The organism is Stenotrophomonas sp. YJH_SMC_119, assembly GCF_059368315.1.
The window spans coordinates 48,544-62,060 of record NZ_JCAFRP010000005.1 but is presented as its reverse complement, the minus strand read 5'-3'; the positions used below and the strand labels follow the sequence as shown (position 1 = coordinate 62,060).

General features: G+C 66.6%; 14 protein-coding genes. 6 read left to right on the top strand and 8 right to left on the bottom strand.

All coding sequences use genetic code 11. From position 1 onward, the window contains the following. The first annotated feature begins 49 nt into the window (after positions 1 to 49). The gene (locus AC5P6S_RS09475; protein ID WP_005412620.1) at positions 50 to 610 is read left to right on the top strand and encodes an EF-hand domain-containing protein; all 561 of its coding nucleotides are present in this window, start codon (positions 50 to 52) and stop codon (positions 608 to 610) included. Positions 611 to 661: 51 nt separating this feature from the next. Here AC5P6S_RS09475 and AC5P6S_RS09470 read toward each other — a convergent pair whose 3' ends face one another. The 4 genes from AC5P6S_RS09470 to AC5P6S_RS09455 form a co-directional block, all read right to left on the bottom strand. After that, positions 662 to 1,879 (bottom strand): RNA polymerase sigma factor, encoded by a 1,218-nt coding sequence (locus AC5P6S_RS09470; RefSeq protein WP_012479447.1) that lies wholly within the window; start codon positions 1,877 to 1,879, stop codon positions 662 to 664. A 208-nt stretch (positions 1,880 to 2,087) separates the two neighbouring features. Continuing rightward, a complete protein-coding gene (locus AC5P6S_RS09465) occupies positions 2,088 to 2,600 on the bottom strand; it encodes a hypothetical protein (RefSeq protein ID WP_012479448.1) in 513 nt (170 codons plus the stop codon). Positions 2,601 to 2,604: 4 nt separating this feature from the next. Then, positions 2,605 to 3,513, bottom strand: a complete 909-nt coding sequence (gene tesB / locus AC5P6S_RS09460) for an acyl-CoA thioesterase II (protein ID WP_005412623.1) — start codon at positions 3,511 to 3,513, stop codon at positions 2,605 to 2,607. A gap of 141 nt (positions 3,514 to 3,654) precedes the next feature. Continuing rightward, positions 3,655 to 4,431, bottom strand: a complete 777-nt coding sequence (locus AC5P6S_RS09455) for an enoyl-CoA hydratase/isomerase family protein (protein ID WP_012479449.1) — start codon at positions 4,429 to 4,431, stop codon at positions 3,655 to 3,657. Between the two features lie 34 nt (positions 4,432 to 4,465). On the opposite strand from AC5P6S_RS09455, the gene AC5P6S_RS09450 reads away from it, so the two are divergent. Beyond that, positions 4,466 to 4,912 carry a copper chaperone PCu(A)C gene (locus AC5P6S_RS09450; RefSeq protein WP_005412625.1) on the top strand — a complete coding sequence of 149 codons (447 nt, stop codon included), beginning with the start codon at positions 4,466 to 4,468 and terminating at the stop codon, positions 4,910 to 4,912. A 70-nt stretch (positions 4,913 to 4,982) separates the two neighbouring features. Here the strand turns inward: AC5P6S_RS09450 and AC5P6S_RS09445 are convergent, their stop codons facing one another. The 3 genes from AC5P6S_RS09445 to uvrA form a co-directional block, all read right to left on the bottom strand. Beyond that, complete coding sequence (locus tag AC5P6S_RS09445) at positions 4,983 to 5,708, bottom strand: enolase (RefSeq protein ID WP_495204577.1); 726 nt, start codon at positions 5,706 to 5,708, stop codon at positions 4,983 to 4,985. Between the two features lie 85 nt (positions 5,709 to 5,793). Next, positions 5,794 to 6,201 (bottom strand): acyl-CoA thioesterase, encoded by a 408-nt coding sequence (locus AC5P6S_RS09440; protein ID WP_065183114.1) that lies wholly within the window; start codon positions 6,199 to 6,201, stop codon positions 5,794 to 5,796. Further along, positions 6,201 to 9,194: an excinuclease ABC subunit UvrA gene (gene uvrA, locus AC5P6S_RS09435; RefSeq protein ID WP_062606729.1), complete on the bottom strand. Its 2,994-nt coding sequence runs from the start codon at positions 9,192 to 9,194 to the stop codon at positions 6,201 to 6,203. The genes AC5P6S_RS09440 and uvrA overlap by 1 nt, the downstream gene beginning before the upstream one ends. A 317-nt stretch (positions 9,195 to 9,511) precedes the next feature. Between uvrA and rplU the strand changes: the two genes are divergently transcribed. From rplU to cgtA, 3 genes are all read left to right on the top strand, one after another. After that, positions 9,512 to 9,820 (top strand): 50S ribosomal protein L21, encoded by a 309-nt coding sequence (gene rplU, locus AC5P6S_RS09430; RefSeq protein WP_005408557.1) that lies wholly within the window; start codon positions 9,512 to 9,514, stop codon positions 9,818 to 9,820. A gap of 18 nt (positions 9,821 to 9,838) precedes the next feature. Then, positions 9,839 to 10,102 (top strand): 50S ribosomal protein L27, encoded by a 264-nt coding sequence (gene rpmA / locus AC5P6S_RS09425; RefSeq protein ID WP_005408558.1) that lies wholly within the window; start codon positions 9,839 to 9,841, stop codon positions 10,100 to 10,102. Positions 10,103 to 10,279: 177 nt separating this feature from the next. Then, positions 10,280 to 11,332 (top strand): Obg family GTPase CgtA, encoded by a 1,053-nt coding sequence (gene cgtA / locus AC5P6S_RS09420; protein WP_012479454.1) that lies wholly within the window; start codon positions 10,280 to 10,282, stop codon positions 11,330 to 11,332. A 173-nt stretch (positions 11,333 to 11,505) separates the two neighbouring features. Here cgtA and rpsT read toward each other — a convergent pair whose 3' ends face one another. Next, positions 11,506 to 11,775: a 30S ribosomal protein S20 gene (rpsT, locus tag AC5P6S_RS09415; protein ID WP_005408560.1), complete on the bottom strand. Its 270-nt coding sequence runs from the start codon at positions 11,773 to 11,775 to the stop codon at positions 11,506 to 11,508. A gap of 117 nt (positions 11,776 to 11,892) precedes the next feature. On the opposite strand from rpsT, the gene murJ reads away from it, so the two are divergent. After that, positions 11,893 to 13,497 carry a murein biosynthesis integral membrane protein MurJ gene (gene murJ, locus AC5P6S_RS09410; protein WP_087944429.1) on the top strand — a complete coding sequence of 535 codons (1,605 nt, stop codon included), beginning with the start codon at positions 11,893 to 11,895 and terminating at the stop codon, positions 13,495 to 13,497. The last annotated feature ends 20 nt before the right edge of the window (positions 13,498 to 13,517 follow it).

Sequence of the window (13,517 nt, the reverse complement as noted above, 5' to 3'; positions counted from 1 at the left end):
AGGGTGAAGTGATCACCCCGACGCTGTTCCCATCCCCAGGAGTGACCTCATGATCCGTACCCCCCTGCTGCTGGCCCTGCTGCTGGGCACCTCCGCTTCCGGTATCGCGCTGGCCGCCGACACCCCGACCACGCCCGCGCCGCGCCCGGCCAGGCTGGACACCAACGGCGACGGCGTCATCGACCGCAGCGAGGCCGCCGCCAACCCGCGCCTGGCCGCGAAGTTCGACGAGCTGGACAAGAACAAGGACGGCAAGCTCTCGCGCGATGAGCTGCCGCGCTGGCAGCATGGGCGACGTGGCCACGGCGGTGAGCGCTGGGCCAAGCTGGACGTCAACAAGGACGGCCGCATCAGCCGCGAGGAAGCCAAGGCCGATCCGCGCCTGGCCGCGCGCTTCGACCAGCTTGATCTGAACAAGGACGGCTACCTGGACAAGGCCGACCGCGAGCTGCGCATGAAGCAGCATCGTGATGCCTGGTTCGCTGCCGCCGACACCAACAAGGATGGCCAGCTGAGCAAGGCCGAGTTCGACGCCGCCAAGGGCCCGATGCACGGTGGCCCGCGCCATGGCGGTCCGCGTGATGGCGCTGCGCCGAAGCCGCAGCGCTGAGGTTCAACGCAGTGAATGACGACAACGCCGGCAGGCTGCCGGCGTTGTCCGTTACACGTTTCCGTTGCGCATCAGCGCATATACCACCAGGCCGATCACGAATACGTTCGCCCCGATGATGCCGGTGCGCCCGTACACGGATTCGTATTTCCAGTTGGTTCCGCTGCGGCCGCGTCGCGCTGAATCGCGCGCGATCATGGGTGCCATCACGCGCTGCAGCGGCACCAGGCACTGGTAGTTCACCGTACCCAGGCCGATGACGAGAATCGCAAGTTGCAGCCAGATTGGCACCTGCAGCATCAGCGAGATCAGCAGGCTGGTGCAGACGACCATCGCGGTGAACGTATTGAGGTGCACGAAGCGTCGCACTGCTGTTCGTTCCTGCTGGGTGTCTGCGAAGCGCAGCAGGAAGCGGCCACCCAGGTAGCTGCCGATGATGCCGCCGACGACGCCACCTGCAACGGTGGCCCAGTCGCTGGCGGGAATCAGGTGCAGCTGGCTGGCGGCGGCCGTCAGTGAACCCATGGCTGCCCCGCCTGCGGCACTGACGCCGCCCAGGCCCAGCTTGCTGCCGCCCACGCCGACACCGGTGCCGAGCAGGATCGCTGCGCTGGCCGTGCCGGGCGCGGCCACCAGTACCATCGAAACCACCGCCGTAGCGAATGCGGCGCTCGGCGCGCTGCTGCGCGCGAACTCACCGAAGCGCTGCAGCAGGCCGTCGCGCACCAGGGCACGTGCACGTGACAGGCGCTTGCGCACGGCCGCATCGCTGAGCCCGAGCAGGTCGGCGACCTGTTGCGAGCGCTGCCCTTCGCGGTAGTACAGCAGCAGGACTTCGCGGCTGTCGGCCGGCAACGCGGAGATGATGTCCTCGGCGGCGATCTCTTCTTCCACCCGCTGCAGCCGGTCGGCCGCGCCCGGTGAAGGGTCGGCGGCCATGCCCATCGCCACCTCGGCGGCCTCGCCGGTCAGCGGCCGGCCACGTTGTGCACGCAGCCAATCGCGGGCCAGGTTGCGGGTGATCTGCCGAAGCCAGGGCAGGAAACTGGTCGAACTGCGCAGCTGGTGCAGCTGCTGCCAGCCCTTGACGAAGGCTTCCTGGGCGATGTCCTCGCTGGCCTGGCGGTCGCGGGTGATGGCCAGCGCGATGGCGGTGACCGTGTTCTGGCAGGCCAGCACGATGCGGCCATAGGCGTGCTGGCAACCGCTGGCGGCGGCCGGCAGTTCGCGTTCCAGAGTCTGGTCGATCGATGCGGCGAACGTCGTCATGGCGGCGGCTCTCCTGCTGGGATTGTGTCCCATGACGGAGCCGCGCGCCCAATGTGACCGACTTTCTGTGCGGTAGTGCCGGCCGCTGGCCGGCATCCTCATGACAAAAAAGGGGACGGAGGGGATTAAGTCGTTTGTGCCTCAAACGACTTAATCCCCTCCGTCCCCTTTTTGTGGCTGCCGGACGGCGGCCGGCACTACCCGTGCGTCATTTTGAGGGCTGGATGCGGACCCGGACTTCTTCTTCCTCTTCCGGCGCGGCCTGCGGTGCCGGCTGTACCTGCTGCGGCTGGGCCTGCGGCGCAGGGGCCGGTGCGACCGGTGCCGGGGCACCGCGATGGCGCAGGCCGATCACCAACGCCACGCCGGCGATCACCACCAGCAGGGCGATGCGGATGCGCCAGGCCCAGCTGCGGCCGCCGCTGCCCGGTTCCGGCGCGTCGCGGAAGGCGAACTCGGCGGTCGGGTGGTCGCGACGGGTGGTGTCGAGCAGGCGCGCCTCGCGCAGGATTTCACGCGCGCGCGGCTGGTCGTCGGCGCGTACGATCCACACCGCCGGATAGGCGTTGGCGTTGCCCAGGTCGGTATAGCTGAACTGACCGCGGCGGCGGGTCTTGTACGAGCGCCCGTTGGTCACCTTGACGTCGATGCCATGCTCGCGCAGGAGCTCGGCCACGCCTTCGACGGTTTCCACGCGCTGGCTGCTGAAGATCTGGCGCATGGGGTTACTCCTTGGCTGGCACGGCAGCGGCCGCGGCCTGGTCGGGAACGACGCGGATCAGGCCTTCCTGCGCGGTGCTGGCCACCAGCACGCCATTGCGGGTGAAGAACTGGCCGCGGGCCAGGCCGCGCGAATCCTGCGCGCTGGGGCTGTCCAGCGAATACAGCAGCCAGTCGTCGGCGCGGAACGGGCGGTGGAACCAGATCGCGTGGTCGAGCGAGGCCATCTGCACGTGCGGGTGGTAGTAGCTGATACCGTGCGGGAAGGTCGCCGTGCCCAGCAGGTGGAAGTCGGAGGCGTAAGCCAGCAGCGCCTGGTGCAGCTCCGGCGCATCGCCCACCGGTTCGCTCAGGCGCAGCCACACCTGGTGGTAGGGCGGGCGCTTGGGTGGGTTCAGTTCGTCGCGCGGGTACACGTGGCGGAACTCGAACGGGCCACCGCGCGACAGCCAGCGCTGCACCTTGATCGGCAGGCGTTCGAGCACTTCCGCCGGCAGCGGACGATTCGGCTCGATGTCTTCCGGCTGTGGCACTTCGGGCATCTTGTGCTGGTGCTCGGCGCCGGTCTCGGCCTGCTGGAACGAGGCCGCGCAGAAGAAGATCACCTTGCCGTGCTGGATCGCGGTGACCCGGCGCACCGAGAAGCTGCCGCCGTCGCGGGTACGGTCCACGTCGTAGACGATCGGGTGGTCGATGTTGCCGGCGCGCAGGAAATAGGCGTGCAGTGAGTGCACGTGGCGGCCATTGTCGACCGTGGCCTGCGCTGCGGCCAGCGCCTGGCCCAGCACTTGCCCGCCGAACACGTACTTGGTGCCGATGTCGCGGCTCTGCCCGCGGAACAGGTTGTCCTCCAGACGCTCCAGCGTGAGCAGGTCGATCAGCTCGGAGACGACGGGTTCGGGCGTGTCGTTCAAGGGGGGGCGGCCACAGCAGTGAAGAGGCCCCGATTATACCGGTGCAGGCCAGCCCATCATCGGTAGTGCCGGCCGCTGGCCGGCAGCCACAGGCGTCCCGGAAGGATTGCCTGGTTGCCGGCCAGCGGCCGGCACTACCGTTTACTTGCCCAGCCGGGCTACCAGTGCCTGCAGGGCGTTCTGCGCATCCGGAGCGAACCAGGCCTCGACGAAGCGGTCCAGCTGGATCAGGTCCGGGTGCAGCGCCTCATGCAGGTCGGCACGGGCAATCGCGCGGGTCAGCAGCATCGGCTGGCGCGGTTGCTTGAGCAGGTTCTGCAGCCAGGCAATGGCGCGTGCCACCACCAGGTCTCCCTCGGCCAGCTCATCCACCAGGCCGATCTGCAGCGCCTGTTCGGCCGGCACCAGCGAACCGGTGGTCAGCAGCACACCGGCGCGGTGCACGCCCACCGCACGGCGCAGCAGGCGCTGGATGCCCTCCGGCGCGATCAGGCCGACCTGCACTTCGTTCAGGCCGATGGCATACGGCCGCGACGGATCGGCGCTGCGCGCCATCACCCGGTAGTCGCAGCACAGGGCCAGCACGCAGCCACCCGCCGGGGCGTGGCCGGTGATCGCCGCGACCACCGGAATGCGGCTCTCGGCCAGCGTGCGCACGGCGCCAAAGAAGGCGTTCCAGGTGTCCAACAACTTGTGCTTGTCATCGCCATGCGAGAGCAGGTGCGGCACGTCCATGCCGCCGGTGAAGACGCGCTCGCTGCCCGACAGCACGATGCCATGCGCGTCTTCGGCCATGGCCAGCTCGATGGCATGGATCAACTGCCGGCACAGTTCGGTGTCCAGTGCGTTGACCGGCGGCCGTGCCAGGCGCAGTTCGCGGATGGGGCCATGGTTGATCACCTCGATGAGCGTCGTCATGCTGCGGTCTCGTTGCGAAGAAGGAACCTGGGCGATGATAACCAAACCATTCGTTGGCGTACTGTGGGTCCTGTGTGCGACCGCAGCATCGGCCTCGGCCGCCGAACCGGCCTGCGTCACGGTGGAGCAGGGCTGGGCGCGGTTGCCTCCGAATCCGGCAATGCCGATGACCGCCGGCTACGGCGTCATCCACAATGGCTGCAGCAAGGCGGTGGCGATCACCGGCGCGACCAGCAGCAGCTTCGGTGATGTGTCGCTGCACGAGACCACGATTGTCGACGGGGTCAGCCGGATGCGCGCGATCGAGCGCCTGCCGCTGGCAGCCGGCGCGCGTGCCGAGCTCAAGCCCGGCGGCCTGCACCTGATGCTGATGCAGGGCAAGGGCGCGCTGAAGGAAGGGCAGGTGCTGCCGCTGCGGCTGCAGCTGGAAGGGGGTAGCGAAGCGAGTGCGACGTTGACCGTGCGCAAGGCTGCGCCGTAGCGGGATGGCAGTGCCGGCCGCTGGCCGGCAACTCGGTATGCCGGCCAGCGGCCGGCACTACCAAACAGGCTTACGACCAGTCGTAAGAGAACAGCACCGTGCGGCTGACCGGCTCGTACAGCATCACGATCGCGTCGGCACCGGTGGCGCACCAGTTGTAGCCGGCTACGTCGGCCACGGCGAAGAATTTGTTGCCATCGCGGGTGATGATCACCGTTTCGGCATCGTCCGCAGCATTGGGGTCATCGGCCGCCTCGGTGAAGCCCAGTTCGAAGGCTGCGGGAATCTCCGCGGTCTCGGTCCAGTTGCCGAAACCAATGGGGCCACCCAGCGTATCCAGATAATCGCGCTCGCTGGCCTCACCCTTGCCGTAGCGCGAGTAGCAGGCGAGACGGCCGTGCGTGGCATGGTAGTCGCGGGCCTTGGCGTAGCTCTCGCGCATCTGCGCGATGTGTTCCTGTGCGTCCTTGTCCTGTACCGCATCGCCGATGAAATAGCCCTCGTTGCCGAGGAAGCGCATCTGGTTGCCGGCGGTCAGTTCGAAGGCGATCCAGTTGGTGCCGGTGAAATCGTTGTGGTGTTCTTCGGTGGTCTCGCCGATGCAGCCGTCGTACGGCTCGATCGGGCACAGCATCGTTGCCACCTGGCCAGCCAGTTCCGGGCGCAGCACGCCCAGGTCGATCTTCAGCAGCGGCAGCAGATGCTGGGCGAGCCACGCCTGGTCAGCGGGGAAGACGTCGGTGGGGAAGGGGACCATGCCGGGCAGCAGGTCGCTCAGTTCAGTCTGGTGGATCATGTCAATCCTTTGAATTGCAACGGTAGCGCCGGGCCATGCCCGGCGGACCAGACGCCGACCAAGGTCGGCATCTACCAGAAGCGGATCAGCTCGACGCGCTGCGGATCGCCTCCGGCAGCGGTGCGCTCCTGCCGGTCTGCGTATCCATCCAGACCACCACCACGTTGCCGTCGGAATACAGCTTCGAATCGTCCTGCTGGTCGACGATGCGGTGGCCGATGGTCACGCTGCTGTTGCCCAGGCGCTCGACGAACAGCTCGACCAGGATGTCGTTGGGCCACACGATCGGCAGCCGGTAATTGACGTTGGTCGCGGCCACCACCGGGGCGATGCGGTCGGTCATCGACACGCCGTCCACGCCCAGCATCCAGCGCACGCGCGCTTCCTCCAGGTAGGAAATGTACTTGGCGTTGTTGACGTGGCCCATGCTGTCCATGTCACGCCAGCGTACGCTGATCGGGATGCGGGCCAGGATCTTGTGTTCGCTGCTCATCAGGCGTCCTTCTTCTTGGTCGTGCTCTTGCTGGCCTTGCCGCTGCTCTTGGCAGCCACCGCCTTCTTCGCCACCTTGGCCGGCTTCTCAGGCTTCACCTTGCGCGGCGGGCGGGCATCGGGCTTGTTGGCCACGGCGGCCGGCTGTTCCGGGCGCGCGCTGGTGGACGGCAGCATGCGGGCCAGGAACTGGCCGGTGTACGACTGCGGGCAGGCCGCCACGTCTTCCGGCGTGCCGGTGACCAGGATGGTGCCACCGCGATGCCCGCCTTCCGGGCCCAGATCGACGATCCAGTCGGCGGTCTTGATCACGTCCAGGTTGTGCTCGATCACCACCACCGTGTTGCCCTCGTCGCGCAGCTTGTGCAGCACGCCCAGCAGCGCTTCGATGTCGTGGAAGTGCAGGCCGGTGGTCGGTTCGTCGAGGATGTACAGGGTGCGGCCGGTATCGCGGCGCGACAGTTCCTTGGACAGCTTCACGCGCTGCGCTTCACCACCAGACAGCGTGGTCGCGCTCTGGCCCAGCTTGATGTAGCTCAGGCCGACGTCGACCAGCGTTTCCAGCTTGCGCGCGATTGACGGCACCGGCTCGAACAGCTTCAGCGCATCCTCGACGGTCATTTCCAGCACGTCGTTGATGTTGAAGCCCTTGTACAGGATCTCCAGCGTTTCGCGGTTGTAGCGCTTGCCATGGCAGACATCGCACGGCACGTACACATCCGGCAGGAAGTGCATCTCGACCTTGATCAGGCCGTCGCCCTGGCAGGCTTCGCAGCGGCCGCCGCGCACGTTGAAGCTGAAGCGGCCCGGCGAATAGCCACGCGCACGCGCTTCAGGCACCTGTGCGAACAGTTCGCGCAGTGGAGTGAACAGGCCGGTGTAAGTGGCCGGGTTCGAACGCGGGGTGCGGCCGATCGGCGACTGGTCGATGTCCACCACCTTGTCGAACAGGTCCAGGCCATCGATCTCCTTGTACGGGGCGATCGGGTGCGAGGAACCGTTGATCTCGTTGGCGGCCAGCGAGAACAGGGTGTCGTTGATCAGGGTCGACTTGCCCGAGCCGGACACGCCGGTCACGCAGGTCAGCAGGCCCGACGGAATCGCCAGGTCCACGCCCTTCAGGTTGTTGCCGCTGGCCCCGCGCAGGTGCAGGGTCATCTTCGGATTCGGCTTGTGCCGGCGCGCCGGAATCTCGATCGCGCGCTTGCCGGACAGGTACTGGCCGGTCAGCGAGCGCGGTGCCTCCAGGATGTCCTGCAGGGTGCCCTGGCCGACGATCTCGCCGCCATGAACGCCCGCGCCCGGGCCGATGTCCAGCACATAGTCGGCCAGGCGGATCGCATCCTCGTCATGTTCGACCACGATCACCGTGTTGCCCAGGTCGCGCAGGCGGGTGAGGGTGCCGAGCAGGCGTTCGTTGTCGCGCTGGTGCAGGCCGATGGACGGCTCGTCGAGCACGTACATCACGCCGACCAGGCCGGCGCCGATCTGGCTGGCCAGGCGGATGCGCTGTGCCTCGCCACCGGACAGGGTGTCGGCCTTGCGCTCCAGGGTCAGGTAATCCAGGCCCACATCGACCAGGAAGCCGAGGCGTTCGCCGATTTCCTTGACGATCTTCGCGGCGATTTCGCCACGCCAGCCCGGCAGGCTCAGTTCGCTGAAGAACTTCAGCGCCTCGTCGATCGGCAGCACCACCAGGTCCGGCAGCGGGCGGTCGGCCACGAAAACGTTGCGAGCCGCCTTGTTCAGGCGCGCGCCGTGGCATTCCGGGCACGGCTGCTCGCTGATGTACTTGGACAGTTCTTCGCGCACCGCCGGCGACTCGGTTTCCTTGTAGCGGCGTTCGAGGTTGGGAATGATGCCCTCGAAGCGGTGCTTGCGCTGGGTGCGGCCACCGGCTTCGGTGAAGTAGGTGAAGGTGATCGCTTCGTCGCCGCTGCCGTACAGCACGGCCTGCTGCACCTTGGCCGGCAGCGAGTTCCACGCCGCGTCGACGTCGAACCGGTAGTGCTTGGCCAGCGAAGCGATCAGCTGGAAGTAGTAGGCGTTGCGGCGGTCCCAGCCGCGCACCGCACCGGCGGCCAGCGACAGTTCGGGATGCACCACCACGCGCGAGGGGTCGAAGAACTCGGCCATGCCCAGGCCATCGCAGCCGGGGCAGGCGCCCATCGGTGCGTTGAACGAGAACAGGCGCGGTTCCAGCTCCGGCAGCGAGTAATCGCAGACCGGGCAGGAATACTTGGAGGAGAACAGCGTCGGCGCGGTTTCGGTGTTGTCCAGGCTCTGCACCGAGGCCATGCCGTCGCCCAGCTTCAGCGCGGTCTCGAAGCTCTCGGCCAGGCGCTGCTTGATGTCCTCGCGCGGGCGGAAGCGGTCGATCACCGCCTCGATGGTGTGCTTCTGGCGCAGTGCCAGCGGCGGCACCGCGTCGATTTCATGCAGCTCGCCGTCCACGCGCACACGGACGAAGCCCTGCGCACGCAGCTGGTCGAACACCTGCGCATGCTCGCCCTTGCGGTCGCGGATGACCGGCGCCAGCAGCATGTAGCGCTGTTCCGGGTCCAGCGTCAGCACCTGGTCGACCATCTGGCTGACCGTCTGCGCTTCCAGCGGATAGCCGTGGTCCGGGCAGCGCGGGGTGCCGACGCGGGCGTACAGCAGGCGCAGGTAGTCGTAGATCTCGGTGATCGTGCCGACGGTCGAACGCGGGTTGTGCGAGGTCGACTTCTGCTCGATCGAGATGGCCGGGGACAGGCCTTCGATGTGGTCCAGGTCCGGCTTTTCCATCACGCTCAGGAACTGGCGCGCATAGGCCGACAACGACTCGACATAGCGGCGCTGGCCTTCTGCATAGATGGTGTCGAACGCCAGCGAGGACTTGCCCGAGCCGGACAGGCCGGTGATCACGATCAGCTTGTCGCGGGGCAGGTCGAGGTCGAGGTTCTTCAGGTTGTGCGTCCGCGCGCCGCGGATGCGGATGAAATCCATCGCCATGGGGGATCCGGTTGTGGGGGCGTTGGCTGGGTGCCGGGCCAGCAGGGAACGGCAATCGGTCAGCCTACCGAGGTGACCAGATGGGGGCAATGGGCGACAATGCCAGCCCGGTGTCTCACCTTGTGAGACAGGCCGTCAGCCAGGGGTCAGATCCCTTTTCACGGCGTGAAAATGCTTCTGACCCCTTTCCGGTGCCGTCTCCTTCGACGTTCAGGGGTTGACTTGACCCGCGCCCGCTGATCTGCGTACAATTCCGCTCCTGTCCGCCCTCGATGGCGGCAGCTCAGACCACAATAACTACAGAGGAAGGCCTGGTCATGTACGCAGTACTGGTCACCGGCGGTAAGCAATACCGCGTGGCGCAGGGCGAAAAGCTCCGCATTGAAAAGCTCGAAGTCGAAGTCGGCAGCGAGATCAAGTTTGACAACATCCTGATGCTGGGTGACAGCGACGGCGTGAAGCTGGGCGATGCGCTGAAGGGCGCTGCCGTCACCGCCAAGGTCCTGTCCCAGGGGCGTGCTGACAAGGTCCGGATCATCAAGTTCCGTCGCCGCAAGCACCACATGAAGCGTCAGGGTCACCGTCAGTACTACACCGAAATCGAGATCACCGGCATCGCCGGCTAAGCATCAGGAGAAGCAGTCATGGCACATAAAAAGGGCGTAGGCTCCTCGCGCAACGGTCGCGACTCCAACCCGAAGTACCTGGGCGTCAAGATCTTCGGCGGCCAGGCCATCGAAGCCGGCAACATCATCGTGCGTCAGCGCGGCACCCAGTTCCACCCGGGCACCGGCGTTGGCCTGGGCCGTGACCACACCCTGTTCGCCCTCGTGGACGGCAAGGTGGAGTTCTCGGTCAAGGGCGCCAAGAAGCGTCGCACCGTCAGCATCGTCTCGGCCGACGCCTGATCCAGGCATCGCCGGCGCCCGTGCCTCGGCATGGGGGTGCTGCATGAAGAGCCCCGCTTCGGCGGGGCTTTTCGTTAGAGTTGAAGCAAGACCGGCCAGGCCGGGCTGCCGGCCATCGGCAGGCATAACATTCAAGGTGGCGGCCGGCAGGCCGCGCCCATCGCAGGCATCGAAACAATGAAACTGGTAGACGAAGCAGAAATCGAAGTGTTCGCCGGCAACGGCGGCAACGGCTGCATTGGCTTCCGTCGCGAGAAGTTCATTCCGCTCGGCGGCCCGGACGGCGGCGACGGCGGTGCGGGCGGCAGCGTGTACATCCGCGCCGACGAAAACCTGAATACCCTGGTCGACTTCCGCCATGACCGCATCTTCAAGGCGCAGCGTGGCGAGAACGGCATGGGCCGCCAGGCCTACGGCAAGGGCGGCGAAGACCTGACCATCACCGTGCCGGTCGGCACCGTGGTGATCAACGTTGCCACCGATGAAGTCATCGGCGACCTGACCCAGCACGGCGACCGCCTGCTGGTGGCCAAGGGCGGTCGCGGTGGCCTGGGCAACATGCACTTCAAGAGCTCGACCAACCGCTCGCCGCGCCAGGCGCTGCCGGGCGAGCCGGGTGAGGAGCGCACGCTGAAGCTGGAGCTGAAGCTGCTGGCCGACGTCGGCCTGCTGGGCTTCCCCAACGCCGGCAAGAGCACCCTGATCCGTGCCGTTTCGGCGGCGACGCCGAAGGTGGCCGATTACCCGTTCACCACGCTGTACCCGAACCTGGGTGTGGTGAAGGTGGAAAACTATCGCAGCTTCGTGATTGCCGACATCCCGGGCCTGATCGAAGGCGCGGCCGACGGTGCCGGCCTGGGTGCGCAGTTCCTGCGCCACCTGCAGCGCACCCGCCTGCTGCTGCACCTGGTGGACATCTCGCCGATGGAGGGTGGGGTGGAAGGCATTTCCCCGGTCGAGCAGGTGCGCGCCATCGAGCGCGAGCTGGAAAAGCACGATCCGGAACTGCTGCGGAAGCCGCGCTGGCTGGTGCTGAACAAGGCTGACCTGATGTTCGAAGACGAAGCGAAGGCTGCGGCCGAGCAGATCGTCGCCGAGCTGGGCTGGAAGGAGCCGTGGTTCCTGGTCTCCGCGCTGGGCCGCGAAGGTACCTTCCCGATCATGAGCCGGATCATGGCCTTCTTCGATCGCCAGAAGGAAGAAGAGCAGGAAGCCCGTAACGCGCAGTAGAGTCGACTGTCAGTCGACTGGCGTTGGCAAAAACCCGGCTTCGGCCGGGTTTTTCATTTTCCGGTAGTGCCGGCCAGCGGCCGGCACTACCGGACCGCAGGCAACAAAAAACCCGGCCGGGGCCGGGTTCTTGTCTGCAGCCCGGCCCCGGAGGGCAGGGCGGCAACGCCGGATCAGGCGGCCTTGAGGGCCTTGATGCGGTCGTTCAGGCGGCTCTTGTGGCGAGCAGCCTTGTTCTTGTGGATCAGGCCACGCGCGCTGAAGCGATCCAGGATCGGCTGGGCAACGGCGAAGGCGGCTTCGGCGCCGGCGGCATCGTTGGCGTCCAGCGCCTTGATCACTTTCTTGACAGCGGTGCGCAGCATCGAGCGCTGAGCCACGTTGCGCGCGTTGCGCACGACGGTCTGCTTGGCGCGCTTCTTGGCGGACTTGATATTGGCCACGGTGGTGGTTTCCTGAAAAAATCGGTGTTATGGGAACAGCAAGCTAGCTAGTATGATGGCGTAAGAAATGCACGTCAAGTCGATTGTCAAGAGGGACGCTGAGTGAGTTCACCCAAGTTGTTGCGGGGCCTGCTGTCGTTCAGCAGCATGACCATGGTCTCGCGCGTTCTCGGACTTGTCCGGGACTTCGTGGTGACCACCACGTTCGGCACCAACGCCATCACTGATGCTTTCTGGGTCGCCTTCAGGGTACCCAATTTCCTGCGACGTTTGTTCGCCGAAGGCTCTTTCGCCACCGCTTTCGTGCCCGTGTTCACGGAAGTGAAGGAGACCCGCAGCCACGCCGAGCTGCGTGAACTGATGGCCCGCACCGCCGGCACCCTGGGCGGGGTGCTGATGCTGGTCACTGCGCTGGCGCTGATCTTCGCGCCGCAGCTGGCCTCGGTCTTCTCCAGTGGCGTTGATACCGATCCGGTCAAGCAGGGCCTGCTGGTCGACCTGTTCCGCCTGACCTTCCCGTTCCTGTTGTTCGTGTCGCTGACCGCCCTGGCCGGCGGCGCGCTGAACAGCTTCCAGCGCTTCGCCATGCCGGCGCTGACCCCGGTCATCCTCAACCTGTGCATGATCGCCGGTGCACTGTGGCTGGCCCCGCGGCTGGGCGGCACCCCGGAGAAACAGATCCTGGCGCTGGGCTGGGCGGTACTGGCTGCCGGCATCCTGCAGCTGCTGTTCCAGCTGCCCTCGCTGAAGGGCATCAACCTGCTGACCCTGCCGCGCTGGGGCTGGAGCCATCCGGGCGTGCGCAAGGTGATGACGCTGATGGTGCCGACCCTGTTCGGCTCCTCGGTGGCGCAGATCAACCTGCTGCTGGACACCGTCATCGCGGCCAAGCTGACCGATGGCTCGCAGTCCTGGCTGTCGCTGGCCGACCGCTTCCTGGAGCTGCCGCTGGGCGTGTTCGGCGTGGCGCTGGGCACGGTGATCCTGCCGGCGCTGGCCCGTCACCACGTCAGCACCGACCGCGAAGGCTTCTCGCGCTCGCTGGACTGGGGCCTGAGGATGACCCTGCTGATCTCGGTGCCGGCCATGCTGGGCCTGCTGCTGCTGGCCGAACCGCTGATCGCGACCATCTTCCAGCACGGCCAGTTCAGTGCCTTCGATACCCGCATGACCGCGCTGTCGGTGTACGGCCTGAGCTTCGGCCTGCCGGCGTTCGCCCTGCTGAAGGTGGTGTTGCCGGCGTTCTACGCACGCCAGGACACCAAGACCCCGGTGCGCGCGGGTGTGGCCGCGCTGGTGGCCAACATGGTGTTCAACTTCGCCCTGCTGGCAGTGCTGTACCAGGTCATGGTGCCGGACGAGCTGAAGGCGCAGGGCGTGATGGCGGCCATCGGCAAGCAGCCGGGCCTGCATCTGGCGCTGGGCATTGCCAGTGCACTGTCCAGTTACCTGAACCTGGGCCTGCTGTGGTACTGGCTGGGCAATACCGACGTCTACCAGCGCCGGCCGGGCTGGGGCGGCTATCTGCTGCGACTGCTGCTGGCCTGTGCGGCCATGGTTGGTGTGCTGTTGGCCCTGCTGCACTGGCTGCCAGGCTTCTCGGCGATGAGCGTGTGGGAGCGGATCGGCAGCCTGTCGCTGCTGGTCGGCGGTGGCGGTGCCACCTACGCGGTAGCCATGCTGGCGATGGGCTTCCGCCCGCGCGATCTGCGTGGGCATTGATCGCGGCTTGTGGCGGCTAT

Excerpts from the sequence above, each read along its gene's own strand:
- AC5P6S_RS09470 (WP_012479447.1), bottom strand. The coding sequence starts at position 1,879 with ATGACGACGTTCGCCGCATCGATCGACCAGACTCTGGAACGCGAACTG.
- AC5P6S_RS09465 (WP_012479448.1), bottom strand. The coding sequence starts at position 2,600 with ATGCGCCAGATCTTCAGCAGCCAGCGCGTGGAAACCGTCGAAGGCGTG.
- AC5P6S_RS09450 (WP_005412625.1), top strand. The coding sequence starts at position 4,466 with ATGATAACCAAACCATTCGTTGGCGTACTGTGGGTCCTGTGTGCGACC.
- cgtA (WP_012479454.1), top strand. The coding sequence starts at position 10,280 with ATGAAACTGGTAGACGAAGCAGAAATCGAAGTGTTCGCCGGCAACGGC.
- AC5P6S_RS09475 (WP_005412620.1), top strand. The coding sequence starts at position 50 with ATGATCCGTACCCCCCTGCTGCTGGCCCTGCTGCTGGGCACCTCCGCT.
- AC5P6S_RS09445 (WP_495204577.1), bottom strand. The coding sequence starts at position 5,708 with ATGATCCACCAGACTGAACTGAGCGACCTGCTGCCCGGCATGGTCCCC.
- AC5P6S_RS09455 (WP_012479449.1), bottom strand. The coding sequence starts at position 4,431 with ATGACGACGCTCATCGAGGTGATCAACCATGGCCCCATCCGCGAACTG.
- AC5P6S_RS09440 (WP_065183114.1), bottom strand. The coding sequence starts at position 6,201 with ATGAGCAGCGAACACAAGATCCTGGCCCGCATCCCGATCAGCGTACGC.
- rpmA (WP_005408558.1), top strand. The coding sequence starts at position 9,839 with ATGGCACATAAAAAGGGCGTAGGCTCCTCGCGCAACGGTCGCGACTCC.
- rplU (WP_005408557.1), top strand. The coding sequence starts at position 9,512 with ATGTACGCAGTACTGGTCACCGGCGGTAAGCAATACCGCGTGGCGCAG.
- uvrA (WP_062606729.1), bottom strand. The coding sequence starts at position 9,194 with ATGGCGATGGATTTCATCCGCATCCGCGGCGCGCGGACGCACAACCTG.